The 26991-nt window shown below is 59.7% G+C and carries 19 protein-coding genes and 2 pseudogenes; 15 read left to right on the plus strand and 6 right to left on the minus strand.

Going from position 1 to position 26991, the window contains the following annotated elements:
* Window positions 1–150: 150 nt before the first annotated feature.
* The 4 genes from OJ996_RS05165 (at window position 151) to OJ996_RS05180 (ending at window position 7528) form a co-directional block, all read left to right on the plus strand.
* The gene (locus OJ996_RS05165; RefSeq protein WP_264511889.1) at window positions 151–1464 is read left to right on the plus strand and encodes a glycosyltransferase; all 1314 of its coding nucleotides are present in this window, start codon (window positions 151–153) and stop codon (window positions 1462–1464) included.
* Window positions 1457–2578: a UDP-galactopyranose mutase gene (gene glf, locus OJ996_RS05170; protein WP_264511891.1), complete on the plus strand. Its 1122-nt coding sequence runs from the start codon at window positions 1457–1459 to the stop codon at window positions 2576–2578. Before OJ996_RS05165 ends, glf begins: the two co-directional genes overlap by 8 nt.
* Before the next feature lie 4 nt (window positions 2579–2582).
* Entirely contained in the window at window positions 2583–5402 is a 2820-nt protein-coding gene (locus OJ996_RS05175) for a glycoside hydrolase family 2 protein (RefSeq protein WP_264511893.1), read from the plus strand.
* A 170-nt stretch (window positions 5403–5572) separates the two neighbouring features.
* The gene (locus OJ996_RS05180) at window positions 5573–7528 is read left to right on the plus strand and encodes a sugar nucleotide-binding protein (RefSeq protein WP_486624552.1); all 1956 of its coding nucleotides are present in this window, start codon (window positions 5573–5575) and stop codon (window positions 7526–7528) included.
* A gap of 412 nt (window positions 7529–7940) precedes the next feature.
* On the opposite strand, the gene OJ996_RS05185 is transcribed toward OJ996_RS05180, so the two are convergent.
* The 4 genes and pseudogenes from OJ996_RS05185 to OJ996_RS05200 all read right to left on the minus strand — a co-directional run bounded on the left by OJ996_RS05185 (window position 7941) and on the right by OJ996_RS05200 (window position 11114).
* A complete protein-coding gene (locus OJ996_RS05185) occupies window positions 7941–8270 on the minus strand; it encodes a hypothetical protein (RefSeq protein ID WP_264511897.1) in 330 nt (109 codons plus the stop codon).
* 204 nt (window positions 8271–8474) lie between these two features.
* Window positions 8475–8876: a cytochrome C oxidase subunit IV family protein gene (locus OJ996_RS05190; protein ID WP_264511899.1), complete on the minus strand. Its 402-nt coding sequence runs from the start codon at window positions 8874–8876 to the stop codon at window positions 8475–8477.
* A gap of 237 nt (window positions 8877–9113) precedes the next feature.
* Entirely contained in the window at window positions 9114–10250 is a 1137-nt protein-coding gene (locus OJ996_RS05195; protein WP_264511901.1) for an NAD(P)/FAD-dependent oxidoreductase, read from the minus strand.
* Window positions 10251–10581: 331 nt separating this feature from the next.
* A pseudogene (locus tag OJ996_RS05200) lies at window positions 10582–11114 on the minus strand (ferritin-like domain-containing protein).
* Window positions 11115–11332: 218 nt separating this feature from the next.
* Here OJ996_RS05200 and OJ996_RS05205 point away from each other — a divergent pair.
* From OJ996_RS05205 to OJ996_RS05255, 11 genes and pseudogenes are all read left to right on the plus strand, one after another.
* Window positions 11333–11944 carry a DUF4142 domain-containing protein gene (locus OJ996_RS05205; RefSeq protein WP_264511903.1) on the plus strand — a complete coding sequence of 204 codons (612 nt, stop codon included), beginning with the start codon at window positions 11333–11335 and terminating at the stop codon, window positions 11942–11944.
* Window positions 11945–12013: 69 nt separating this feature from the next.
* The gene (locus tag OJ996_RS05210) at window positions 12014–12511 is read left to right on the plus strand and encodes a YciE/YciF ferroxidase family protein (RefSeq protein WP_264511905.1); all 498 of its coding nucleotides are present in this window, start codon (window positions 12014–12016) and stop codon (window positions 12509–12511) included.
* Window positions 12508–13128, plus strand: a complete 621-nt coding sequence (locus OJ996_RS05215) for a DUF6766 family protein (protein ID WP_264511907.1) — start codon at window positions 12508–12510, stop codon at window positions 13126–13128. Before OJ996_RS05210 ends, OJ996_RS05215 begins: the two co-directional genes overlap by 4 nt.
* Window positions 13125–14060 (plus strand): NAD(P)/FAD-dependent oxidoreductase, encoded by a 936-nt coding sequence (locus OJ996_RS05220; RefSeq protein ID WP_264511909.1) that lies wholly within the window; start codon window positions 13125–13127, stop codon window positions 14058–14060. Before OJ996_RS05215 ends, OJ996_RS05220 begins: the two co-directional genes overlap by 4 nt.
* 5 nt (window positions 14061–14065) lie before the next feature.
* A complete protein-coding gene (locus OJ996_RS05225; RefSeq protein ID WP_264511911.1) occupies window positions 14066–14569 on the plus strand; it encodes a hypothetical protein in 504 nt (167 codons plus the stop codon).
* Window positions 14570–14776: 207 nt separating this feature from the next.
* Window positions 14777–16942: a glycogen debranching protein GlgX gene (gene glgX / locus OJ996_RS05230; protein WP_264511913.1), complete on the plus strand. Its 2166-nt coding sequence runs from the start codon at window positions 14777–14779 to the stop codon at window positions 16940–16942.
* Window positions 16932–19352 carry a malto-oligosyltrehalose synthase gene (gene treY, locus OJ996_RS05235; RefSeq protein ID WP_264511916.1) on the plus strand — a complete coding sequence of 807 codons (2421 nt, stop codon included), beginning with the start codon at window positions 16932–16934 and terminating at the stop codon, window positions 19350–19352. The genes glgX and treY overlap by 11 nt, the downstream gene beginning before the upstream one ends.
* Window positions 19353–19357: 5 nt before the next feature.
* Window positions 19358–21100 (plus strand): malto-oligosyltrehalose trehalohydrolase, encoded by a 1743-nt coding sequence (treZ, locus tag OJ996_RS05240; RefSeq protein WP_264511918.1) that lies wholly within the window; start codon window positions 19358–19360, stop codon window positions 21098–21100.
* Window positions 21097–22605: a trehalase family glycosidase gene (locus OJ996_RS05245; protein WP_264511920.1), complete on the plus strand. Its 1509-nt coding sequence runs from the start codon at window positions 21097–21099 to the stop codon at window positions 22603–22605. Before treZ ends, OJ996_RS05245 begins: the two co-directional genes overlap by 4 nt.
* Before the next feature lie 58 nt (window positions 22606–22663).
* Window positions 22664–23239: pseudogene (locus OJ996_RS05250) on the plus strand (SDR family NAD(P)-dependent oxidoreductase).
* A gap of 773 nt (window positions 23240–24012) precedes the next feature.
* Window positions 24013–24753, plus strand: coding sequence for an OBAP family protein (locus tag OJ996_RS05255; RefSeq protein WP_264511922.1), 741 nt, complete (start codon window positions 24013–24015; stop codon window positions 24751–24753).
* Window positions 24754–24981: 228 nt separating this feature from the next.
* Here the strand turns inward: OJ996_RS05255 and OJ996_RS05260 are convergent, their stop codons facing one another.
* Together OJ996_RS05260 and OJ996_RS05265 are read right to left on the minus strand one after the other, a co-directional pair.
* Window positions 24982–25425 (minus strand): hypothetical protein, encoded by a 444-nt coding sequence (locus tag OJ996_RS05260; RefSeq protein WP_264511924.1) that lies wholly within the window; start codon window positions 25423–25425, stop codon window positions 24982–24984.
* 262 nt (window positions 25426–25687) lie between these two features.
* Window positions 25688–26572, minus strand: coding sequence for a glucose 1-dehydrogenase (locus OJ996_RS05265; protein ID WP_264511926.1), 885 nt, complete (start codon window positions 26570–26572; stop codon window positions 25688–25690).
* Window positions 26573–26991 lie beyond the last annotated feature (419 nt).

A 26991-nucleotide genomic window follows, 5' to 3' on the forward strand; every position in this document is an offset into this window, starting at 1 on the left:
AGGGTCTTCAGTGTCAAAAACCTTTTCATCGGAGCCCGATTGCGGCTCTCGCACACCGATTCCAGGCCCGACACAGGCACCGGTCGGCGCCGGTATGACCTTTGCTAAAACGAAATCTCGCTTGCTGCCCGATCCTTAGTACTGATCCCAATGAATCCAATCAACCTACCCGTCCAAAACACTAGGCTTTTAATAAGTCCTCGCCTCAACCGGAAAGCGTCCGCGATTTTGCGTTCACCCGACGACGACGAAAAGTCGGGAGGTAATAAAGTTGAAAGCCTTCCAATCATTGCGATCTGCCATTTGAGCTGGGACTGGGTTTGGCAGCGGCCGCAACAGTTCCTCTCGCGGATGGCGAAGACCCATCCCGTGCTATTCGTCGAACTCCATTGCTCCCCGGTCAGCCAAGGCGTCACGCATTTGCGGACTTGGGAAGAGAACCACGCCGTCCGAATATTGCAGATCCACCTTCCTCAAGACCGCTGGCACGATGGCGAGTATATCGACCGGGAGCGCCTGAGGCTTCTCTTGGAAGCCATGCGGATTGATCTCGCAGGGCAATTCAGTGACGCCATCCTTTGGATCAACGATCCGATGGCTGCCCCGGCATATGTGGGCAACCTGGGTGAAGCAATGGTTGTCTACGATTGCATGGATGAGCTTACCCAGTTTGCCGGAGCACCTGCAGGCTTGGCTGAGCGCGAAGCCCGCTTGGTGCAACAGGCGGATGTGATTTTTTGCGGGGGCCAGAAAATGCGGACCAAGCGACTCCCGGGCAACAGCAACACGCACTTCTACGGGACAGGTGTCGATTGCGATCATTTTGCTGCCGCTTTGAAGCCAGCGCCGGCCCATCCCGACCTCAAGCAGCTCGGAGGGCCTGTCCTCGGTTATTTCGGAGTAGTCGACGAGCGCATCGATTACCCGCTGCTGGCATTCCTCGCCGACCATAATCCGCATTGGCAGATCGCCATGGTCGGTCCATTTGCCAAGGTCGATGTCGCGGCGCTCCCCTCCCGCCCCAATCTTCATTGGCTCGGGCCAAAGCCCTATCAAGAACTGCCATCCCTTTGCCGACAGATGGACGTGTGCCTAATGCCATTTGCCCTCAATGAAGCAACGGAGTTCATCAACCCGACCAAGGCTTTGGAATACATGGCCGCTGGCCGGCCAGTCGTCTCGACAGCCCTGGATGAGGTGAGATCGAACTTCGCGGTGGCCGCTAGAATTGCCTCGGGTCCCGCGGAGTTTGCCCGGTTCTGCGAAGAGGAGATCACAAGGCCGTCTGCTGCCCGCGTGCTAAAAGGCCTGCAGCTTGCACAGGCCAACACTTGGGAGCGGCTCGTGGAGAACATGAACAACCACATCCAAGAGGTGGTAGATTCCCGCGGGCCCCAGGGCATTGCAAGCCGCCGCGCGCCCTCTTCCAACGTGGCTACGGGAATTGCTCCTTCCTATGTTTGACTATCTGATCGTAGGTGCTGGATTTGCGGGCAGTGTTTTGGCCGAGCGCCTTGCGCGGGGCGCAGGCAAGCGTGTGCTGTTGGTCGACAAGCGGATGCACATCGGAGGCAATGCCTACGATTTCTATAACGAGCATGGCATCCTGGTCCATCGCTACGGTCCCCACATCTTCCATACTAACTCGGCGGAAGTATTCGACTACCTTTCCCGATTCACAGCGTGGCGGGAATATCAGCACCGGGTGAAGGCCTCCGTCGATGGGATGTTGGTTCCGATCCCAATCAATCTGGATACCGTGAACCAGCTATACGGGCTGCAACTGGATCCCGCCGGCATGAAGGAGTTTTTGGCGCAAGTGGCGGAGCCGGTATCACCGTTGGTCACCTCGGAGGATGTCGTGGTGAGCGGCATGGGGCGCGAGTTATACGAAAAATTTTTTCGTGGCTACACCCGTAAGCAGTGGGGCTTGGACCCCTCTGAACTGGACGCTCAGGTAACAGCCCGGGTGCCGCTCCGGGTCAACCGCGACTGCCGCTATTTCACGGATTCTTTTCAAGCCATGCCATTTGCGGGCTACACGCGCATGTTCGAGAACATGCTGGACCATCCTAACATCAAGCTGATGCTCAACGTCGATTTCAGGGAGATCGGAGGGCAGGTAAAATACCAGGAAATCATCTTCACCGGTCCTGTGGACGAGTATTTCGACCACCGCTTCGGAAAGCTTCCCTACCGCTCTCTGGAGTTCCGTCATGAAACCCACCATCGCCCCGACTTCCAGGGTCACGCCGTGATCAATTATCCCAACGACTACGCCTTCACCCGGGTCACCGAGTTCAAGTATCTAACCGGGCAGGTCCACCCGTCGACGAGCGTGGTTTACGAGTACCCGAAAGCCGAGGGAGATCCCTACTACCCTATCCCGCGTCCGGCGAACGCGGATTTATACAGGCGCTACAAGGAATTGGCGGCAGCGACCGAGGGGGTGCACTTTGTTGGCAGACTGGCGACTTATAAGTACTACAACATGGACCAGGTGGTGGCCCAGGCCCTCCAGCTTTTCGGCCGCTTGACGGGACTGAAACGCCAGGAAGCAACAAGCCTCCGATCCTGATCCAATGTTCCAAAGCATTCAGATCCCGCGTCCGGAATACCCGCGCCCCGAGCGTCAACGGGGGCGCGTTGAAGGGATCGACTGGCTAAATCTGAATGGCCCTTGGGAGTTCCGCTTTGACTACAAGCGGATCGGAATCGAGCGCGAATGGTATGTCCCGCGGCGGGACAGTTGGGAAGACCAGATCATTGTTCCCTTCTGCTGGGAATCTCTCGCCGCTTGGGGAGCCGGCGATGGGGCCGGCAACGACCACTACTATTCCACGCGTTGCTTCGTGAACGCTTATGAAGTGACCCACGAGAATCACAGGACCGCCGAGCGCTATGAGGTGGGCTGGTACCGCCGCGAGATAGCGGTGCCCACGGACGGGCCCTGGAAGGACCGGCAGGTGATCCTCACGATCGGAGCCGCGGACTTCTTCACGGATGGATGGTGCAATGGTCTGCCTTTGGGACGACATGATGGGGGCTATGATCCGTTCGAGTTCGATCTAACCGAAGCGCTAGGTGCCCCGGGCCCCGATGGCATGAGGCGCGGCTTGCTGGTGCTACGAATCGAAGATCCCATGGACCATGCCGACCAACCGGTGGGCAAACAATGGGGCTGGTACACGACCACCAGCGGCATCTGGCAGACCGTGTTCGTGGAGCCCCGCTCCATCACCCACATCGACTCCTTTCGGATCGTTCCTGACATTGACCAGCGTCTCGCGGCGATTGAGATCGCATGTCGGCATGCCGGGGAAGCAAGCAGGGTCACTGTCCAGATCATTCCACCTGCCGCACCAGCTTTCCGGCTTGAAACAAGCGTGGTAGCCGACCAGGCCACGATCATCGCCGGAATCAACCCGGTCGCCCTCTGGGAGCCGGGCGACCCACAGCTTTATCAGATCGAGTTTCAGCTTTTCGACCCCTCAGGAAAGCTTCTGGACGAGGTGAGGGGCTACTTCGGAATGCGGAAGATTAGCACGGCACCAGCCGAAGATGCACCTGCAATACTTTGCTTGAACAACCAGCCGATCTACCTCCGCGGAGCCCTCTACCAGTCGTATTTCCCGGAGGGTGTCTACACTGCCCCATCAGCCGGAGTCCTGCGCGACGACATCAAATACGCCCTCGCGGCGGGGTTTGATTTCCTGCGCGTGCATATCAAGCTGGATGACCCTCTGCTGCTCTATTACGCCGACACCTTGGGCATCATGTTGATGCAGGATTTTCCGAACTTCGGCGAGGGCGGCGATACCCCGCTCGGAAGGAGGCGCTTCGAAGCGATGCTCAAGGCAGGAATTAAACGGGATTTCAACCACCCTTCGATCGTCGCATGGTGCATCTTCAACGAAACTTGGGGCTTTGGCGGCCAGAGTGAATTGATGAAGCTGATCACACCCCGGCTACCCGCAACCGGCGCGCCCGGTCGTTCCGAGGCCATTGATCACACACCCTCGTTCCGTTGGATTCACGAAGTGTGGTTGCTGGCTAAGGAACTCGACCCTACCCGCTTGATCGAGGACATGAGCGTCGTGATGTGGGAGCATCTCCCCGCATACGGCCATGTGGAAACGGACATTAATTCTTGGCACTTTTACATCAACGATTACCCCAAGGCCCGCGACCACATCACGAAGGTGGTCGGAAGCACCTACCATGGTTCCCCGTTCAACTATATCGAGGGCTACACCCAGCGCAATGTGCCTCTGATTAGCAGCGAATACGGGGGATGCGGTGCCCTGGATCCCGATCAGGATATCAGTTGGTCCTTCAAATTCCTCACCAATGAACTGCGCCGGCATGGCCAGATTTCCGCTTACATCTTCACTCAGTTGATGGACGTCGAGTGGGAACACAACGGCATGCTGAACTACGACCGGACCCCGAAAAGTTTTGGTTATCATCCTTCCCTCATCAACCGTGGTGACGTGCTGCCCATAGACAGCGCTCCGATCTCCCTCCAACGCGAGGGCGACACGATTGAGGTGGAGGTCCTTTCATCCCATTTCTCCCGCCGCCGCCGGCCCCAGGTGAGCCTTCACTGGCGCTACTCCGGAATGGACACCTTGGCGAAATTCTACCCCGACCTGGCGCGTGGCAGCGAGGAGATCGAGTTCAGGCACCATCATGTAGGCTTGGCCCGCTTGCTGAAACTAGACTTGCCTCAAGAGCCGATGCTCTGCTCGCTTGCTGTCTCCGCCGTCACTCCTGACGGCGAGGTGATCGCATCCAACTTTATCCAGCATCTCGTTAGCAACGGGCCGCCGCGGGAACGGGAGGAGCGTAAGAACCTGCTGATTCTTAGACGAAAGGTAAGCGACTGGAAGAGCGCATTATGGTCGAACGGCCACTCTGACCGCGCGGAGGCAAACCGGGACTCGAAGTGCTGCGGAGGGGGCGCGGGCAGATTCGAATGGGAATTCCACGATGAAGCCTTTCGTTCCCTCGGGAGAGCCGCGAGGCTTACATTTCTCATTGAAGCTTCTTCCGCACGCGAGGGCATACGTCAAACGGCCACCTTGCGACATCCAAGCCGTCTCGACATTAGCATTAACGGACGATTACTTTCCAGCGCCCTCCTGCCCGACCATCCGCACGACACCCGAGGTGCCCTCAGTTTTTTGAAGGGCGGCAACGGTGCCTACGGGTATCTGCACCGTGTCACGCTCGAGCATGATCTCCTGGACGAAGTCGCATCCACCGTTGAGTCGACGGGCCGGATCTCCATCGAGACAGCGGTAGTCCACTCTCCCACAGGTGGCCTCGTGGTTTACGATTACGATTCGGGCCGCTTTCCCGTGGCCCCGACCCTCATCATCCACTGGCCGAATTCCTGATCCGATAGCTTATGAAGCCAGTCTCGCCACCGCCCCTCCAAGCGCCTCTTGAATTGTGGGGGGGTGTGGAGTGCACGCTCAACCGGGTCGGCGATCAATATCATAGCCAGCTGGCTTGGAGCGGGCACCTTCGTCGCATCGGGGATCTAGACCTTTTCGCTGAGTTGCGGATGACGTCCATACGCTATCCGGTCTTGTGGGAGATGTTGTCACCTACCAAAGGGACCATCAACTGGCAATGGGCGGATCAACGCCTGGACCGGCTGCGCGCACTCGGGATCAGGCCGATCATTGGCCTCGTCCACCATGGCGCCGGCCCGCGCCACGCTTCGGTGGAGACCCCCCTGTTCGCGCCGTGTCTCGCCGAATATGCCGGAGCTGTAGCCCGCAGATTCCCGTGGGTGGATGCCTACACACCGGTGAATGAGCCGCTCACCACGGCGCGTTTCAGCGGTCTCTATCGCCTTTGGCACCCGCATGGGGGCGATCAGAGGACCTTCCTACGGGTGCTGCTCCATGAATGCAAGGGCACCATCTTGGCAATGCGCGCGATCCGGGCAATAAATCCGGGTGCTACTTTAATCCAACCTGACGACCTGGGCCGGATTTTCGGTACCGCCGAAATGGCGGCAGAAATCGAGTTCCAGAATCATCGGCGATGGTTGGGGTGGGATCTCTTGTGCGGGAGGGTGGACGCGAGGCATCCCTTGTGGCGTTACCTGCTCGCCAACGGTGCCACGGAGCGGGAGCTGGATTGGTTTTCCTCAAACCGCTGCCCACCCGATGTGATCGGGATCAACCATTATCCCACAAGCGACCGCTACCTCGATCACAAGGTCGGAAACTATCCTGGTCTCACATTGACCCGGGACACTCCCACGCTGCATGCAGACTTGGAAGCGGTGAGAGTCCGGACTTCACCGCCAGGGGGCTTTTATGCCCGCCTGACAGAGGCATGGGAACGTTACAAAATCCCGTTGGCTATTACTGAATGCCACCTTGGATGTACCCGGGAGGAGCAAGTGCGGTGGTTTGCCGAATCCTGGGATGCAGCAGAGCGAGCACGAGCGGACAGCGTCCAGATCGGCGCGGTGACCGCGTGGGCGCTATTGGGGTCTCACAACTGGAACTCTCTGGTGACCCGTGACACGGGCTACTACGAGCCCGGTGCTTTTGATGTCCGTGGTTCGGTTCCCCGCCCCACCGCGGTTGCCGCCGTGCTACGGAGTCTCGGGAGTTCGCAGGAACTTCCCCACCCGCTGCTCGCGCAGCCGGGGTGGTGGCACCGTCCTGATCGCTTCCGCGTGGAAGGCGTGGCTGATACAGACATCCACGGCCTTAACCGGCGCATTCCCCAGGAGCGGGCGGCCCCTTTGTTAATCATTGGCGGCAGCAGTTCACTCGGCAGCAGCTTTATCCTCGCGTGCAAAAACCGCGGGCTCGATTTCAAGGCGCCGGGAAAAATGAACCCGCATGCCCTGCACAAATTTATCCACGATGGGAAGCCTTGGGCAGTGGTGAACGCGGGTGATGCGGGTGACCCGCTCTTCTCTCTCAGCCTCGCCGAGGCCTGCCGGGATGCCGGTTCCACATTTCTATGTTTCTCCTCCGCGGAGGTCTTCGACGGAAAAGGTAAGAAGCTCTACCTGGAGAGTGATCCCACGATTCCCAACAACGCTTATGGAAGGAGCATGGCCGCTATGGAAGACGGAGTACTGAAGATCATACCGAAGGCGTTGATAATCCGGAGCGGCCCCTGCTTCCGGGAGGGTGAAAGCCGCAGCATTATGGCAAAGACCTTGGGATCTCTCCGGGTAGGACGCAAGGTCGTCTGCCGCGCCGGCGATATTGTTTCGCCGACCTACGTGCCGGATCTTGTCGAAGCTGCGTTGGACGTCCTGATCGACGGTGCCGCGGGTATCTGGCATTTGGCCAATTCCGGCCAACGAACATGGCTTCAAGCCACCCGTGAAGTCGCGCAACTCTGTGGCTTCTCCCCGCCCTTGGAGGGCTTGGATGATTACTCCGCCCGCTTCTCCGCCCTCGGGACGGAGAAGGGACAAATCTTACCTTCATTCGAGGATGCGATTCTACGTTACTCCCAAGCACTCAAACGGACCGGCTAAGCGTCGATGCAACCGATCAATATCAATCTTGTGCCGAAACAGTGTTGGTCCGTCGTTAGTGACGCCCGCCATACCCTGCTCTGTGAGCAGCTTGCAGGACGGAAAGTAACCTATTGCTTCACCGACTACTCCCAGCGTGTCGTTGAAAGTGGCATCGGTCGCCTTACTTTCTATTCCCATCGCCTGAGCCGCGCTTGGATCAGGACTTGCTTCGCCGTCGTCAACTTAGAAGGGCCGATCGTGGAATGGGCATTCTTTCTTCCCTGGAGTTCTCTCGAAGTTCTCGGCACCGCGGAGGGGGACCCAGGCGACGCGGAGTTCCTCCTGTCACTGCCTTGGGATTCTGTGACCAGCGGGGATGGCAGCCATCCGCCTGCTCCTTGAGTTTCCCGCTTTCAATGCGACTTAGACGTCAGGATCCATCTGTCCAAAGCTGGACCGCATACACCTCTCCGTGAACCTGGCCTCGGACGATGTCCAACTTCCGGCAGTCCGGAATTTGGTGGACTTCACGAACCTCCGTGATGGCAATGTTCCTACCGCTGAGAATCAGGAAGTTTGAGACTCCGCTTACGAAGGCAGTTTCTACCGCCAGCGAAGTGTTCCGGGCCTGCATTCGTCCCAAGCGGACAAAAGAGCCCGCCTTGGCTTGTTCGTCCTCGGCCACGATGCATTTGGAGGTACTGAGGTAAAAATCCACCTCCCGCCCACCCTCCTTGCCATCGAGCTTCCAATATTTCATAGTCATAGACTTCGGTGGTGGACTGACCCGCGCGGCAAATGGTTCTCGAGAAGGGGTCTTCCAGTTCCGGTCATACCCACCGGCTTCCCTCCTCCCGCTCGCCAGAGGCCAGCTTTTGAGACTGCGGCCTGAGTGTTGTCATGGAATAGGGTAGCCAATCTCCTCCAAGCTCCCCGCCAGTGAGCAGCGTTGTCTTCGGTGCCCTCAGGGCCCGAACTTACCCGGAGCCTGTTTCGGGGTACTGTCGGTTTGAGGGAAGGGGCCGCGGGACACCGATACCCCTCCCGGGTCCTCTACCCTCACTCCGTGGTGATACGTCGGGTCCCGGATCGTGTCCGCTTCGGCCAAAGCTGTAAAGGCAATCAGGCCGACACAATGGACAGCCGCTAAGCCCATCATCCAATAGATCAGCTTGCGCTCGTGATTCAAATGCATGAATACGAGAGCGACCAAGGAGGCCTTCAAAGTGGCGATCATCAATCCCAACACCATATCCCAACCATCAAAGCCATGCTTGCCGAAATCGAAGGCTGGGACGGTGGCCACCGCGACCGTGGCGAGAGTGCCACCGAAAAGCGCAACGCCCACCATCGCATAGAGGCGCATCGATCGGCGGATCGCTGAGTGAGGAGAACTATCCATGGCTTTCCCCCCGCAATCAACGTGCCGACCTCACCAAAAGCCGAAGCAATCAGGGGCACCTGTTAACGACGGGACGATTTTCCTCCATGCGGTCACGACAGGCAGGAGTAGCGCGCGAACCGCTAAAGATGTTTCTGTCCATGTGGCGGGCGCCCGGATGACAAAGCCCGTGACGGATGATCGGAAGAGCGCCTTTGCAAGCTACCGCGCGGCGTGAGCGGAGCTCGATTGCCGGAATCTATTGCCATTACGACGGTAGCATTTGCATCCCGCCCCCTGTTGTAGGCTGAAGGCAATCGCTGGGCCTAAACTACATTCAACCGTGGCGATGGTCTCCACGACCTGCCCCGACCACCGGTGCCGGACAACTGCCTCTGGTATCCACCGTTTGAGCCGTCTTTCCAGTTTCTGGTAATGACTGCCAGTGTCGACGTCCTGCCCGGTGCGGTGATCTTCGCCCCCAAGGATGCAGTAATCGGCCTCTATGCCGCTTTCGACCCGGAGGTATAGGAAGGGATCGGCGGTATCCGACCAGATCATGGGTTTGATGATATTCTTCGGAATCTCTGCGCCGATCGCGTAGGTCGAGTAAAGGGCGAGTTTGGTTTGGAAGGAAGCGGCACCGACCGCGCTTGCGTCCCCCTGAAGCGGGACATGCGTTGCGACAAAGACATGTTTGAATCTGATTTGATGCCCACCCGCGGTGGCGCTTCCAGGCTCCATCCCGAATTCGGTTACCTCCGTTTCCTCGAAGATCCCGGCGCCCGTTCGGGTCGCGAGTGCGGCCAGGTGGTCGCAATAACCGAGGGGATGAAACTTCGCCTGTTTCGCGAAGAGGATCCCGGGCCGTGAGGTGACGGGGGCACGGTCGAGAAACTGCGAGTCAAACCCGAGCTGGCGCCCTACCAGCGCTTCTTGACGGAGTAGAGCCGCCTCCTCCTCGAGATTGCACCCCTCGGCGGCCGCGAGGTACCCCGGGACGACTTCGTGGTCGCACTGGATACTCTCATCCCTGACCGTGTCTGCAATGAACTCCATCGCTTCGCGCCCAGCCTCCCAGGCAAGTCTCGCGGTATCGCGGCTGAAGGTGGACGTGAGGTCCGAAAGCCTGGTGTCGGTCATATAGGTCAGGTGCGCGGTGGTGTGACCGGTGTCCCTGCCGCCAAGCCGGTCACGCTCCACCAACGCAACAGAGAAACCTTCCCTCGCCAGCAGGTAAGCCGCGGTTATTCCCGCGACACCTCCTCCGACGACCAGTATGTCGGTTTCGATGGATGAATCGAGGCGGGGATACGAGGTGTTGTGGTCATCCTCAAACCAGCAGGGTCGCGTGTTCATGATCTTTCAGTTCTCTCTCCGGCGATCGTCCCGTGGTTGTAACGCCCGCCGGAGGCCAGGCTGAGCTGTTACAACCGTTCCTCCCGTCGTGATGCACTTCCGTCGTTAACGCGGGAAACACCCACCGCGCACACGGGGACTGCGACACCGCTGAAACCGACGGTCCTGCGGTTGCCCAAAGCGCCTGGGAAGATTTTAATGTGTCCACGGCAGACGAGGTCCTGCGCCCGAGTTTTAGTCCTGCAACGCTGCCAGATTAGCTTCCACTCCCGCGTGCAGGCAGAACGAAGGCCCCGCAGCATGCCGCGGGGCCTTCCGGTTTTGGCGAACATCACTCGGACGCCGCCCCTTCCACGGCCGCCGGCACCAGTTGCTCCGCGATGCCGGTCAGCAGCTTGTCCGTGTTGCCTTCTTCATCAAGGGTCGATTGAAGCAGCTCGACAACGTCAGCGAGGCCCAATGCTTCGGCGAGCGCCCGGGCGGTGCCATATCCCGCAATCTCGTAGTGCTCCACCTTCTGGGCGGCTCCAATCAGGCCAAGGTCCTTGATAGTCCCTTCACCGTTTCTTCAATCATTTCAGATCCCTCCTCCACGAGGCCCTTCATGGCCTTGCAGACCTTGCCTTTCGGGGTGATTTCCAGCAACTTCGCTACTTCTTCGAGCCGCTCGGCATGCACCTTGGTTTCCTCAAGATGGGTTTTGAATGCCTCTTGGAGCTCGGGGTTTGTTGCTGCCTTGGCCATCTTGGGCAACGCTTTGATCAACTGGTTTTCGGCGCTGTATAGGTCCTTGATTTCCTGGGCGAGCAGTACTTCGACTGTATCGAGTTTCGGCATGATTGTATTTGGTTGGCGGCAACCCATCGCAATCCGTGTGCCGGGGCTCAGGACTCGCAGTCCGCGTCTGTGGCCCTATGGGTTGCGCTCAGCGTCTGCGTTATGCGAAGAGGAAGTGCATCATGCATAGGCTCCACAGGACAGTCGGACGTCTTGAACGACGAGCCGCGCTGCCAAGGCTGAAGCAGTGCGCAATTTTGAAAGCACGGGGTTTTGGCATCTCGCGTGCGATAGCGCCGCCCAGCATGAACAGACGAATCCTTTTAAGATCGGCGGGGTTCACCGCGATGGGCTTGTCGCTTACCCTTACCGCCAAAGCGAAAGATGACGGCAAGGCCGGAGAGCTCGGAGCTGCCGAGTTCAAAAAGATCAATAGCGAGGCCGGGTCGAAGCTCAAAGCTCTCAAAGTGAACGACACCGCCCTGTCTGAAGCGGATAAAGCCCTCGTGGACGAAGTCGCACTCGGCGGGATGATGCAGCTTCAAGTCAGCGAAATTGCATTGGAGAAGACCACATCGGCTGATGTGAAGCTGATCGCCGGAGCAGAGGTGGAGGAACAAACGGGATTGGCCGCGAAGCTAAAGGAGTTTGCATCGGCAAAAGGGACCAAACTACCTACCCAACTCAACGACAAGGGGCGCAAATTGCTGGCCGATTTGAAAGCGGCGGGCAAAGAGCTCGACCGGGTTTATCTCGAGAAGAGCGGGGTTGAAGGGCACCAGGAGCTCATGAAGACCATGAGCAAGGTCAAGGCGTCTGCCGTCGACAATGCGCTCAAGGCGCTCGCCGAAACCGCGTTACCGCTGATCGAAGTCCATCTGGCGGTGGCCAAGCAAGAAGTTCTGGCGCTCGGCTGATCATAGACCCGCGCAGATACCGGCTCCGGAATCCACATCGAAGGCAATCTCTTCTCCACGGCTGAACCCATGAAGATCGAAACTCCCACGGACATTTTCTTTGATCAGCTGAGGGACCTTAATAGCGCCCTTCAGCAGGTCGCAGGAACCCTGCCTGACCTTATCGGCTGGTCTACGGCGAATGATCTCCGCAAGCGGCTTGAAAAATATCATGAACTGATCCTTTCCTATCTCCAGGAAGTGTCGGCCATCTTTGAATCCCACGGGGAGGATTCCGGCAATGACAAGTGCAAGGCAATCGCCGGCTTGATCGAGGGAGGAAACCAGCACCTGGAAATTGCTGAGGGAGCGGTCATACGCGACCTCCTCCTGATTGCACACAGCAGCCGAATCGGTCATTACATGCTTGCCGCTTCGCGCTTCGCGGGTGGAATTGCCACGACCTGTGGCCTCGTGGTTGAGGCAGACGTGATCACGGAGAATTCGACCGCCCAGATAGATTTCATGGACGGGCTTGAACACATCGCTTCGAAGGACTTCGGCGTGGAGATCGGAGGTGCTAATTGAAGCGCTTCTTCAAGAACAACGGGCTTTCGCTGGTCCTGCTGCTCTTGTTCCTGGCTTTCTGGGCGGCGCAGTCGGTGGCCGGTCATCATGTCTACAATGACGAACAGCTGCAGCACGGGCAGCCAGCGGTGGCTTATGGAGATTATCTCGCCAGCGGTCATTTCTGGCAGGCGACGGGCGAGAACTGGGAAAGCGAGTTCCTCCAGATGGGCTTCTACGTAATCCTCACCACCTTTCTCTTCCAAAGAGGCTCGGCGGAGTCCAACGACCCCGAGGAAGCGGATTTACTGGCGAGGCAGCGAAGGAGGAAGCGTCGTACGTGGCTTTACCGTAACTCACTCTCCCTCGCGTTCCTGGCTCTTTTCGGCGGAGCATTCTTTATTCATGCCTTGGGAGGGCTTGAGGAGGAGAACCAAGAACGCGGGGAGCATGGACAGCCTCCCGAATCATTGGCGGAGTTCATCTCGGGATCCGAGTTCTGGTTCCAATCCTTCCAGAACTGGCAAAGCGAGTTCCTGGCCGTGCTCTCGATCGTGGTGCTCAGCATTTTCCTGCGGCAGGACGGTTCACCCGAAAGCAAGGACGTCGAGGACCCAAACTCCAAGACCGGCTCATGATGCCACCATGCCCCACGTTCGACGCGATCGTCATTGGCGGCGGGCCGGCTGGTTTGAGCGCGGGGTTGCTGCTTGGACGATGCCGGCGCAAAGTGGCGCTCTTCGACGAGGGCCGGCCCCGCAACGAGATGTCGCCCACGGTGCACGGCTTTCTGGGTGCACGGAACTTGTCACCCCACCAACTGCTTGCTGTCGGACGGGCTCAAATTGCGGAATACTCCGATGTCCTTCTCTACAGGCAGCGGGTCGTCGAGGTCACGCATCAGGGTGGGCTTTTCCGCGCCTTCTTGGAAGACCGTTCCGAGTTCCAGGCACGGTCTATGATCGTCGCCACTGGCCTTGTGGACCGCTTACCCGACATCCCGGGGCTCGCTCCGCTTTATGGCAAAGGAGTATACCCCTGTCCTTACTGCGATGGATGGGAGAACCAAAACCGTCCAATCGCCGCACTGGGTTCCGGGAAGGAAGCGGCGGATCTGGCGCTGGAACTTAAATTGTGGAGCAAGCACGTCTCCCTTTTTCTGGTAGATCCGCCTCCTGATCGCGAATTGCTTGAGCAACTTTGCAACGAAGGGATTGCCGTATACCGAGCCGATCCGGTACGCCTCCTTGACCAGAACGGCACCCTCTCGATAGCGGAATTGGCCGATGGGACTACCGTTCCCTGCGAAGCGTTGTTCCTGGTCGCCTGCCAGGTGCAACACCACCACTTCATGGAAAAGATGGGGTGTCGACTTTCGGAGTGCGGTCAGGTCGAGAGCGATGATCAAGGGAGGACCAACATGCCGGGTCTATTCGTGGCCGGCAACGCCAAGCAGGGATTGCAACTGGCGATCGTTGCAGCAGCCGATGGAGCCAAGTGCGCGGCCGCTGCCAACGACTGGCTGCTCCAACAGGATCTGGAGCAAGGCTCTAATAATTTGGACAATTAAGCCCCATGGACCAAGAACTCCAACGATACCTCAATGACCATCTTGCCGGCTCCGCGGGAGCGATCGGTCTTATTCAAAAGCTGGCCACCACCGCCGAGGATCCGGCCGAAGCGGCTTTCTTTCACTCGCTTGAACGGAAGGTGGAAGCCGACCGCGCGCTTCTGAAAGATCTTATCGCTCTTCTGGGTCAGTCCAGCAGCTCGGTCCTCGAGACCGCAGGCAGCATTACCGGCGCGGCAAGCAGGCTCAAGCTCGGCTGGGAGGGGATGGAGCCCGGGCAGCTAGGGAGATTCGAGGCGATGGAACTCCTGGCTCTGGGTATTCAGGGTAAAAGGCTGCTTTGGCTGATGCTTGCGGAGCTGGCACCTTGTGTTCCCGAATGGGAAGGTAAGAACTTCACGGAGCTTGAGCTGGAGGCCATCAATCAGAGGGACTCGGTGGAAGAACTACGGATTGTCGCCGGGCGTGACGCCTTGCTGCACCGGGACCGGCATCAGCATCCCAGGTGACCTAACAGAGAATATCCAGCCATTGCGTTGTTAGTCGGAGAGATTGCATCTTGAGCAGGATTGTTAGGAAGCCGGGCGCTTGGAGTGCCTGACTTGCAGTATCCCCGCAGCTCTTCGGATGGCACCCATTCTGCAATCTGCCCCTAAACACGTTCAACCATTCCTAACGCCCGAAGCACTCCAGTTCTTTATTCGAGCACCCACCCCATGCACCAACCCAACCGTTCAAGCTGCGATGTTCCCGAGGAACCTGTGCTCGATCCAGGCTCTCCCTTCCCGCAGGGTGCAACCTGGACCGGCGAAGGAGTAAACTTTTCGCTGTTTGCGGAACGCGCGGAGATCGTGGAACTCTGCCTGTTCAACCACCCATCCGACACTGAGGAATCCCGACGCATCCGGCTGACGCAAAAGACCAACGGCATATGGCATTGCTTCCTTCCCGATCTTGGACCGGGCCAACTTTACGGCTATCGGGTCCACGGGCCTTACGACCCTACGGCGGGCCTGCGCTACAATCCGAACAAGCTGTTGCTCGATCCATACGCCAAGGGTATCGGTCGCGCCCTGGTCTGGGATGACGCGCTGTTCGGCTACACGGTAGGGCACGAAGACGGGGATCTGAGCTTCGACACCCGTGACAGCGCGCCCTTCGCCCCCCTTGGATGCGTGATCGACGGGTCCTTCGACTGGGGGGACGACAAGGCGATCCAACGGCCCTGGTGCGAAACAATCGTCTACGAAACCCATGTGAGAGGCTTCTCGATGAAGCATCCGCAGATTTTAGAGGAGATGCGCGGGACCTATGCGGCGCTGGGCTCACCCGAAGCCATCGCTCATTTCCAGAAGCTCGGGGTGACGGCCATTGAGCTAATGCCGATCCATCACTTCATACAGGACCGCCATTTGCTTGAACGCGGCCTTTCCAATTACTGGGGATACAATTCACTCGGTTACTTTGCGCCCGAGCCTTCGTATGGAGGTGGTGGCTGTCCTCACTCCATCGCAAGGGAATTCAAGCAGATGGTGAAGTCCCTCCACGCCGCCGGTCTGGAGGTTATCCTTGACGTGGTCTACAATCATACGGCCGAGGGAAGCGAGCTCGGACCAACACTCTCGTTCCGGGGAATCGACAACCATGCCTACTACCGTCTGGCGAAGGATGCCCCCCGATACTACATGGATTACACCGGCTGTGGGAACACCTTGAACATGGTTCACCCGCATTCCTTGCGGTTGTTGATGGACAGCCTGCGCTACTGGGTGACGGAGATGCACGTCGACGGCTTCCGATTCGACCTGGCGTCCGCCCTCGCGCGCGAACTGCATGAAGTGAACCAACTCGGCCCTTTCTTCGACGCGATCTATCAGGACCCCGTGCTCGCCCTGGTGAAGCTAATCGCGGAACCCTGGGATCTCGGGGAAGGTGGCTATCAGGTCGGAAACTTCCCGCCCGGCTGGACCGAGTGGAACGGAAAGTATCGCGACACCGTCAGGAGGTTCTGGAAAGGCGAGCACGCCACCGGCGCCGACCTGGCCACGCGGCTCTCCGGGAGCGCCGATCTGTACGAAACCACCGGCCGCAAGCCTTCCGCCAGCATCAACTTCGTTACCGCCCATGACGGCTTCACGATGCGGGACCTCGTCAGTTACGAGAACAAGCACAACGAAGCCAACGGCGAGGGCAACGCCGACGGGCTCGACCAGAACGATTCGTGGAATTGCGGTGCGGAGGGAGAAACCGGGGACCCCGGCATCCTGCAACTGCGGGCCCGTCAGCAGCGGAATCTCCTGGCGACCCTGATCTTTTCCCAGGGCGTGCCGATGATCTCCGGCGGCGACGAGATCGGCAGGACGCAGCACGGCAACAACAACGGCTACTGCCAGGGCAACGAACTCACTTGGTACGATTGGCAGCCTGGCGAGGCCGGCGCGGACCTGTTGGAGTTCACCCGCCGCGTCGTCTCGATCCGCCGCGGTCATCCGAACTTGCGCCGCCATAGCTTCAGGGAGGAAGACCCGCTCGTTGCCCCCGGGGCGAACAGCCTCGCCTGGCTACGGTCGGACGGTGTGTGGATGGGCGACAATGACTGGGAGGAGCCGTGGATCCGCACGCTAGGGGTTTACCTCGCTGGCACCGCGCCGGAAATTCGCGACGATCGCGGGAACCGGGTGCCGGACGACGACTTCATTCTTCTCCTTAACGCCCACGACGAGCCGTTGTCCTTCGCCTTGCCCGACAACCTGCCGGACGGCTGGACGGTAGCGCTGGACACTGCCGCGCCCGACACCTGGAGCGGACGCCCGGAAGCGCCGGCAGAACTGCCCGTGCAAATGTCGGCCCACTCTCTCGTTCTGCTTCGCCATGCACGCTGAACTGGTCGCCACCTACCGCCTTCAACTCGGCAAGAACCTCACCTTCGACGCGGCGGCAGACCTTGTCCCCTACCTGTCGGACCTGGGGATCAGCCATCTTTACCTATCGCCACTCCTCAAGGCGGCGGAGGGGAGCGAGCACGGCTACGATGTTGCCGACCCCACCCGCATCGACGATCGGATCGGCGACGAGGCCGCGTTAGGCCGGCTCTTCCGCAGGGTCAAAGAGCACGGCATGGGGATTGTCCTCGACATCGTGCCGAATCACCTCGCTGCCGTCATCTCGAACCAGTGGTGGCGGGACGTGCTGGCCAAAGGCAGGGACAGCGAGCATGCCGAGGTTTTCGATATCGAATGGAGGCCGCCCGACTCCGACGGCAGTGGCAAGGTGCTGCTACCCGTATTGGAAGATCATCCGTCAGCCGTACTCGAACGCGGTGAACTCAAGGTTGAGGACGACGAGCTCGTTTATAATAACACTCAGCGGCTGCCCTTGAGCGCCGAGGGCAAGGACATGGCCGCGAAGGGCTCCGGGGTGCGGGAAATCCTCGATGCCCAGCATTACCGGCTCACCCGCTGGCAACTCGCGGGGGACGAGATCAATTATCGCCGCTTCTTCATGGTGGCTACCTTGGTCGGCGCGCGGGTCGAGGTTCCCGCCGTCTTCGAGAAAACGCACGCGACCTTATTCGAACTGCTTGACCAAGGGCCGATCGACGGGATTCGCGTGGACCACCCGGATGGTCTCCGCGATCCCGCGGGATACCTGCGCACGCTCCGCTCGCGGATCGGGTCGAGGTGGCTGGTGGTTGAAAAAATCCTCGAACCGGGCGAGAGCCTGCCGGCGGATTGGCCGGTTGAAGGTACGACCGGTTACGATTTTCTCGAACGGGCAGGAGGACTCTTCATCGATCCAGGCGGCGAGAAGATCTTGGACGATCTCTACACCACCTTCACCGGGCACAGGTCGCCCTATGGCGAGCTGGTCAGGGAGAAAAAGCGGCAGGTGATCGGCGAAGGATTCGATTCCGATCTGAGGAGGCTGGTCGAACGATTGCGGGAAGCGGCCGAGCACCTCGGACTGGCCTACTCGCGCCGGGAGATGCGGCGGGCGCTTGCCGAACTGATCGCCGCCTTTCCGGTCTATCGCACTTACCGCCCGCAGGACGGGGAATTCTCCCCGCAAGACGAGGCGGCCCTTTCCCATGCGTTTTCGGATGCGAAACACGGAGCTCCGGGCATCGAGCCCGGCCTTTGGAACCTGATCTCGCGGGTGCTTTCTGGCGGGGTTGACGAGTTTCCCGCGGCCCGCGACTTCGTCGCCCGCTTCCAGCAACTTACCGGCCCGGTAATGGCGAAGGGAGTGGAAGACACCACCTTCTACTGCTTCGATCGCCTGCTGGCGCTGAACGAGGTGGGCTGCGATCCCGTGCGCTTCGGGGTAGGTCCGGATGCCTTCCATCAAGCCTGCATCGAAAGCCAGCGCCGGTGGCCGCGTTCGATGCTGGCAACCTCAACGCACGATACTAAGCGCAGCGAGGACGTCCGCGCCCGCCTGTCCCTGCTCTCGGAATCGGGTGTTGCGTGGGCGGACGAAGTACGCAAGTGGTCGGCCCACAATGAAAAGGCATGGGGTGGGCGCACTCCGGACCGCAGTGCGGAGTATCATCTTTACCAAACGCTCATCGGTGCGTGGCCGATGGCGACGGAGCGACTGCTCGGCTACATGCAGAAGGCCTGCCGCGAGGCAAGGACCCGCACGAGCTGGGACCTCCCCGACCTGATCTACGAGGAAGGAGTTCAAGGCTTCATCCAGAATATTCTCGGCGAGCCCGTGTTCGTGCGGATGTTCGAGGAATTCGTGCAGCCGCTGGTGATGCCAGGGCGCATCAACTCGCTGGCCCAACTTCTCGTCAAGCTGACTGCACCCGGGATTCCCGACATCTATCAGGGGTGCGAGATTTGGGACTCCAACCTGGTCGATCCGGACAACCGCCGCGAGGTCGATTTCCTGCAGCGCACCGGGCTACTCGGCACCCTTGCGCAAGGGGAGGGGCCGCCGCCGCTCGACGACGACGGCCTCGCGAAGCAGTACGTGATCAAGCGTACCCTGCAGCTGCGGAAGCGACATTCCGCGTGTTTCGGGGCGTGTGAGCCGGGTAGCTACCGGCCGCTTCACGTGACCGGCCGAAAGCTGAGCCACACGCTCGGTTACCGGCGCGGGGAAGACGTGCTGGTGGTCATCCCGCGGCTGGTGCTCACACTGAACGGTGACTGGCAGGACACGGCGATGGAATTGCCGAAGGGCAACTGGAGAAATGCATTTGACGGGGCCGTGTATACGGAGGGCCCCGCATCCTTGGAAAAGCTGTTGCTGAAGTTACCCGTGGCTCTACTCGAAAGGATATGACGATGATGGGATCCAAACTCAAGGTATGGGCACCCGCCGCCGCCGACGTGAAGGTCGTCGCGGACGGCGAGATGCAGGAGATGGTGCAGGATGGGTCCCGCCCCGGATGGTGGCAGAGCCGAGGAGAGTTTCCGCCCGCAACGCGGTACGGCTTCCTGCTGGATGGCAGGGGACCCCTTCCAGACCCGCGCTCTCCTTCACAGCCCGAGGGCGTGCACGGTCTTTCCCAAACGGTCGATCATTCCTTGTTTCCTTGGACGGACAGGGAGTGGATGCCACCGGCGTGGCCAGGTGCGGTCGTTTATGAACTGCACGTGGGGACCTTCACAGGCGAAGGGACTTTCCGCGGGGCGATCGGACGGCTCGGTGAACTGGTGGACCTTGGCGTCACCCATGTGGAGCTGTTGCCGGTCGGGGAATTCCCCGGCGACCGCGGATGGGGATATGACGTCGCATCCATCTTCGCGCCCCATCATGCCTATGGCGGCCCTGAGGAACTGAAGTACTTCGTGGACGCCTGTCATGACGCCGGCCTCGCGGTGATCCTGGATGTGGTTTACAACCATCCCGGCCCGGATGGGAATTACCTGGCGAGCTACGGCCCGTACTTCACCAATGACCATGTTACCCCTTGGGGCGACGGCCCGAATCTCGACGGCGAACATCGCGGGGAAGTCCGCGACTTCTTCATCGGGAATGCACTGATGTGGATGCGCCATTATCACGTCGACGGATTGCGGCTCGATGCGATCGACAAGGTGAAGGATGACTCGCCGGAACATTTCCTGATCCAACTTCGGAACGAGGTGGACCGGCTCGCGGCAGAGACGGGACGCCCCTACGTGCTGATCGCGGAGTCCGCCGCGAACGATCCCTGCTACGTCATCCCGCGGGAAAACGGCGGCTACGGCATGAACGCGCAGTGGAACGATGACATCCACCATTCGATCCGCACCTTTTTCACGAAGGAATCGGAGAGTTACTACTGTGATTTCGGGAGACCCGAGCACGTCGTGAAGTCGCTCGTAAACGGCTACTATTACGACGGCTGCTATTCCCCGCACCGCGAGGGCCCGCACGGGCATCCGCCCGGGGATATCCCCGGCCATGCCCTTATGGCCTACCTCCAGACCCACGACCAGATCGGGAACCGTGCGCTGGGAGACCGATTCCACCAGCACGAGCGTTGCGACGAACTCGCGCAGCAGATCGCATCCGCCTTCATCCTGCTGTCGCCCTACGTGCCGATGATCTTCATGGGCGAAGAGTGGGCCGCAACGACGCCCTTCATGTATTTCACCAATTACACCGACCGGAAACTGGCGGGGGAAGTCGCCATGCGCCGGCAGCGGGAATTCGGCGAAGCGGGATGGCCGCCGGGCGAACTCCCGGATCCCGAGGACCCCGCGGTGTTCCGGCGCAGCAAGCTGGACTGGCACGAACGGGACAACCCGGGGCACCGGGAGATGCTGGATTGGTACCGCCGCTTGCTGGCTCTCCGACGCGGCACTGCCGAGCTGGGCACTTTGGACAGGACCAACATTTCCTTGGAGGCAGGAACGGAATGGCTGCTGATGAGGCGCGGCCCGTATATCATCGCGGGCGCGATTGGAGAAAGCATCACCCCGATCCCCGCCGGTATTCCGACCGAGGCGAAGCGGATCGCCGGGGCGGGCGCTGAACCGAGGCACCGCAACGATGGAACACTTGAGTTCCCGGGTAAAGGCATCGTTATATTTGGACCATGAAGCCGCCCGATTTTCCAGCTTCGACGGAGCAGTCGGAGCTACGAAGTTACGTTGACAGAACCTGGGACTCGCTCACCCGCGGGACGGGACGCATCTTCGCCGCGATCGACGATCCGAAGCTGCCCCCGGATGCCGGAGAAATCCTTTACGTGCCGTCTTCCGAGAATCTCGAGGCCGTGACCGCGAAAATCATGGCCAACATTCCTGCCGGACGTCGACCTCGCCTCGAAGTGAGAAACCTTCCGGCGGAGCGGGACTCGATCCGCGAGCACGGCCTCTTGTATCTGCCGGGCGACTACGTGGTGCCTGGGGGGCGCTTCAACGAGTTCTACGGCTGGGATTCCTACTTCATCTCTCGCGGGCTTCTCATTTCGGGCCGGTTGGAGCTTGCGCGCAGCATGGCGGAGCAGGCCCTGTATGAAGTGCAGCATTACGGATCCGTCCTCAATGCGAACCGGACCTATTATCTTACCCGTTCGCATCCGCCGGTGCTCTCGATGATGGTGGCGGACATCTTCAGGGCGACCGGTGACCGCGGATGGTTGTCGGCCGCCTTGCCGCTGGTGGAGAAATACTACTACTACTGGCGGGTTCCGCCGCACCTGAACCAGGCCACGGGCTTGTCGCGGTACCGCGACCTTGGCAACGGGCCCGCCCCGGAAGTGCTGGCATCAGAACGCGACGAATCCGGCCGCTCCCACTACGACCGGGTGAAGGGCTTCCTCAAGGAGCACCCGATCGATGACTACGACGTTGACCTTTATTACGACCGGGAGCGGGACGAGCTGACAGACCTCGCCTACATCGGCGACCGCTCGATGCGCGAATCAGGATTCGATCCCACCGACCGCTTCGGAAAGCTCAATCTCGATGTCGTTCACTACGCTCCGGTTTGCCTCAATACTTTGCTTCTGAAAATGGAAGAGGAGCTCGCGGTCTTTCACCATGAACTCGGGAATCCCGACGCCGCCCGTTTCTGGGAAGAGCGCGTAATGGAGTCGAAGGAGCGGATCAACCGGTATTTCTGGAATGAAAGGCGCGGCTTGTATTTCGACTACCATCTGGGCCGGGAGTCACAGCGGGAGTATCCCTTTCTCACGACTTTCTGGCCCCTTTGGGCAGGCGTTGCCTCGCAGGAGCAGGCGGAGCGCGTGGTTGGGAACCTCGATCTGTTCCTCCAGCCGGGTGGGCTCGAGGCCAGCCCGGCGGTCACCGGCGAGCAGTGGGATGCCCCCTTCGCATGGGCACCGCTCCAGTTGCTTGCGGTGGACGGCTTGGAGCGCTACGGCTTTCATGAAGAGGCGCGGGAGATCGCGCGGCGCTTCGTCGCGATGGTTGCGACCTCTTTCAAAAAGGAAGGCGTCCTGCGGGAGAAATACGACGCGCGCTCCTGCACCAGCAACATCGAAGGCAAGATCGGCTTCGGCTATGTGACGAACGAGCCCGGCTTCGGATGGACCAATGCGGTGGTCGCCGAGTTTCTCGGAAGGTTCGGGGACGGGTGAGAGATGGCCATCGCACGAATGCAGGAGCTCTGGCACCCCGTTTGCAAAAGAGGAGCCCATGAAAACCAAATGCCGGGTCGTCCTGATATTTGCGCTTATCCTCGCCTCTTGCTCCACGGGCGAGCGCCAGGGCGCGTTCGCGGGAAAAACCGTTCTGATCACTGGTGCCTCCAGGGGATTCGGCAAGGGCGCCGCGCGCGAATTCGCGCGACAGGGAGCGAACGTCGTGCTCACCGCGCGCCGTGGTCCGCTGCTTGACGAACTAGCCGCAGAGATCCGCAGCCATGCCGGATCCGCATATGCGGTGCGGACGGATGTGACCAAGACCGCGGAGGTAGACCGCGCCGCACGCGACGCGGTGCGGCGTTTCGGAAGGATCGACGTCTAGGTGAACAACGCCGGAACCGGAGCGATTGGCGGCTTCGAGGAAATCCCGAACGAAGACCACTCGGAGGTAGTCGATGTAACCCTGAAGGGCGTGATCTACGGCAGCAACGCGGCCGTCCGGCAGTTCAAATTACAGCGGAGTGGCGTCCTTGTGAATGTCGGCTCGATCGACAGCGAGGTGCCGCTGGCTTACCAAGCCTCCTATGCAGCCTCAAAGGCCGCGGTGCTGAGCCTTGGGCGTTCCTAGAACGAGGAACTGCGGCTCATCGGCTACCGGAACATCAAAGTGTCCACCGTGATGCCTTGGGCGGCGGATACTCCCTGGTGGGAGCATGCCGCCAACTACAGCGGCGGGACTCCTCGAATGGCGGCCATGGATCCCCCGGGAAAAGTCGTGGCCGTAATCGTGAAAGCCGCGCTACATCCTCGCGAGGAGATGCCGACGGGGTGGAAGGCCCGCGCCTCCTACTGGTCGCACCGCCTGATGCCGGACTTAACCGAGCGGAGCTCGGCAAACATCGCGCATAAATGGCCGATCCAGACTGCACCCCCTTTCCCGGCCACGAAAGGAGCGCTTCATAGGCCTAGCCCTTCGGGAACGGGCGTGGGCGGAGGCGTGAGGGAGAGGATGAAAATCGAGGATCAGAATCGGTAACTCTCGCGAAGCGACAGGCTCGGATCAGTCGAACCGGGAAGCTGTTAGAATCAAGGTGGAAGGATCAGCGGTATGCCGAGAGGCTATCCAGGGTGCAAAGCTTGGTCTTCGCTACCAACCCGTTCGACGCCCCCAAATCACATTGGTGCTGGTGGTCGACTTCGAGCAGCGACGGTGAATGTCTGCGTGATGAGGTCGTTGCAATTTCGCTTCACGCCAAGGCTAGTTGTTGAGGGCCATTCGCCAGTTCGCCTATTAGGCTTCGCAACGAGGTAGTCCCCCTCACGCCCGTCTAGGAACGTCCTGATCAAAGAACGATACCGGATCAAACTTGCATTTCAAAGTACGGTAGACGATGTATTCAGATGAAGACCTTTCTGCCGATACTCGTTCTGACTGTCCCAGTTTTGCTCGCACTCTCCTGCAAAGAGAGTCCGGAAGACAAAGCGCATGCGGGGGGCGAAGATAAACGCGGAAAAACCAAGCTCCTGGAAGCCGGTGCGGAGGCGCTCCAGTCGGAAGCTCCCCTCAAATCGATCCATGCCCATGTCTGCGGGTTCCACTTTTACAACGGCGACATCAAGCGCCAGGTGACAGCCCATCACTACTGCTCGCACCTGGGGGAAGAGATCATGCAGTGCGTTATCTATGATACCGACAAGCCTGACGCAAAACTGATCGGCATCGAGTATATCATCACCGCCAAGCTTTTTGAAGGCCTTGATCCGGAAGAAAAGAAGCTGTGGCACAGCCATGTTCACGAGGTGCAATCGGGCCAGCTGATCGCTCCACGAATTCCGGCGGTAGCCGAGAAACAGCTGATGAAACACCTGGTTGGCACTTATGGAAAGACCTGGCACACGTGGCAAGTTGACCGCGGGGACGAGTTACCGCTTGGTATTCCGCAACTCATGATGGGCTTCACGAAGGATGGGCAGGCGGAATCCGGTCTCATCAAGTCGCGTGACGAGGGTTATGGAATTTCGTCGGACGAGAAGAAGAGGGATCGCTCGGACATTCCCGCGCCGCAGATACTTCCCGGTGCCAACAACTGGGAATCGGGGGAAGCAGTCCAACTGGAATCGCGAACGATACCAGCGAAGTGATAAGGCTGGCGGGCTCCCGATGGGGACCTGGGATTTCCCATTGCCTCTCGAACCGTCGTGAAAGGAACGACCAAAATCCTAAAACGCGCGATGAGACTACCGGAGTCCGAGGCGAGTCGACCTGTGATGGCTACGACCTAAGTCACGGACGCCCGGCGTAGAGCGTTGGTGAAGCGAATGCGGAGGGCAACCTGGCACTGGTGATGGCTGGTATGCATGCCTCGCGTCTCAGGGTATCTTTTCTCCACCGATACTTTTCATCACCAGCCGGGTCAGGGCTTGCTCGGAAATGCCTGATGCGTTTTCCCCTTCCACCTTCCATTCCGGCGGTCCTGCAGATGGTATCACCTGCATTCGGCCGTCGAGAGCGCAGGCTACGGACTCTTGATCCAGAATCCAACCAATCAGCTCTGCGAGTGTGATCAAAAACGGCTGCTGCTCCGGCCATTCGGAATTCTCACAAAAGCATTCCAGTACCTGCAGGTCGTCGGATACCCGCCGCCCTCCCTCCATCTTAAACGTCCCCCGCGCAGGATAGCTGGTCACACCGCCGAGACGATCACACATGATCCCTTCCACGGTGGAACAAAGCTCTTTTCCACCGGCGCAGCCGATCGGAAAGTAGAGTATGAATTTGCGGGGCAAGGACGGGCCGGCGAGTTGGTCCCTCATGAGCGGATCATACGTTAGCCCCTCGCGGCATTCCATTAGGCATTCTCTAAAGCCTTGGCCGGTCCCGGCACGCGGTCTCGCCAGCGAAGTGAACCAAACCGGGAGGGGCTGGGGACCGCCGCCATCGCGTGGGGCGCTTCCATACATCGTGTCTTCGCAGACAGTCTGCCACCAGCATCCAAAGCAGGGTGTTCGCCTATTAGCGAATTTGGTGTCCCAAGACATCGCCGGAGAACCGTGCCAAAGGACGTAAATGAGGTGATCAGCCGTTGATGATTTCCCCGCCATTGGGATGCAGGACTTGCCCCGTTATGTAGCTGGCGGCCGCGCTTGCCAAGGACACGAAGCATTCCGCACATTCCCACGGTTCGCCGGCGCGCCCCAGAGGCACGTCTGAACCGAAAGTCGCGACCTTCTCCGCGGGAAAGGTGGCCGGGATCAGAGGGGTCCAGATCGGTCCGGGCGCGACGGCATTGACGCGGATCTTTTTCTTGGCCAGTTGTCCGGCGAGGGACCTGGTAAACGCAACGATCGCCCCTTTGGTGGCGGAGTAATCCAGCAGCTCCGGGCTCCCGCGGTAGGCAGTGACGGAGGTAGTGTTGACAACCGCCGGGTGCTCAGATGACTCGAGGTGCGGCAGCGCCGCCGAGGTCAGATAAAAGAGTGCGAAAATGTTGGTCTGAAAGGTCTTCTCCAACTGGTCCTCGGAAATATCGGTGATGCAGGGCTGCGGATGCTGCTCCGCTGCATTGTTCACAAGAATGTCCAACTTTCCAAAGGCCTCCATAGTCGTAGCAACCGCATCCTCGCACCGGGATTTCACTCGGATGTCGCACCGATGGAACAGGCACCGTCGACCCTTTTGTTCGACCAGCCTGGCGGTTTCGCGGGCGTCCTCTTCTTCTTCGAGATAAATGATCGCCACGTCAGCACCTTCTCGCGCGAAAGACATCGCTACGGCACGCCCGATTCCCGAGTCGCCGCCAGTAATGAGCGCCACCCGCCCTGCGAGCCGCCCGCTTACCTTCAGTTCGGAGTTCTCGCTGTGCGGCGTCGGACGCATCTCCCCTTCCCGTCCGGGTTGGTGCTCCTGCTCCTGCGCTGGACGAAGGGCCTTCTTCTCGTTGTCTTTGGATTGATTCGCCATCGAGCAGCATTTGCATGTCGCGAGCCGAGGATGAGCAAGTTTTACTCCTCGCCCTCGCGGCAGTCATACGATCCGGCCCTAAAGCGGAATTCCTTGGTCGCCTTCAGATAATAGTTTTTCGAGTCGGACACTACCTTACTTCCCGGCAACACGAGGGCGTCCGAGCAGCCGCCCCCATCAGAAAAGCCGCTGGCAATCGGAAAATACCGCGACCTAGCGGTGGTTAGGGAATCTTCTCTAATCGGCCATGAGGTGAAGCTTTCCCAGCAAGCGAGTTGGGGACTTCTCCGGAGCTACGCGGTATTAATGCGATCGAAGGACTCGGGCCTCTTCGTGCCTTTACGACCAAGCTAATGTAGTTCCGGTTCACGATGACATGTCCGCAAGGAACCCTGGAGGGAGAGCAACCATGGGGCCAC

It is taken from the genome of Luteolibacter rhizosphaerae (genome assembly GCF_025950095.1).
In the GTDB taxonomy this organism is placed as follows: domain Bacteria; phylum Verrucomicrobiota; class Verrucomicrobiia; order Verrucomicrobiales; family Akkermansiaceae; genus Haloferula; species Haloferula rhizosphaerae.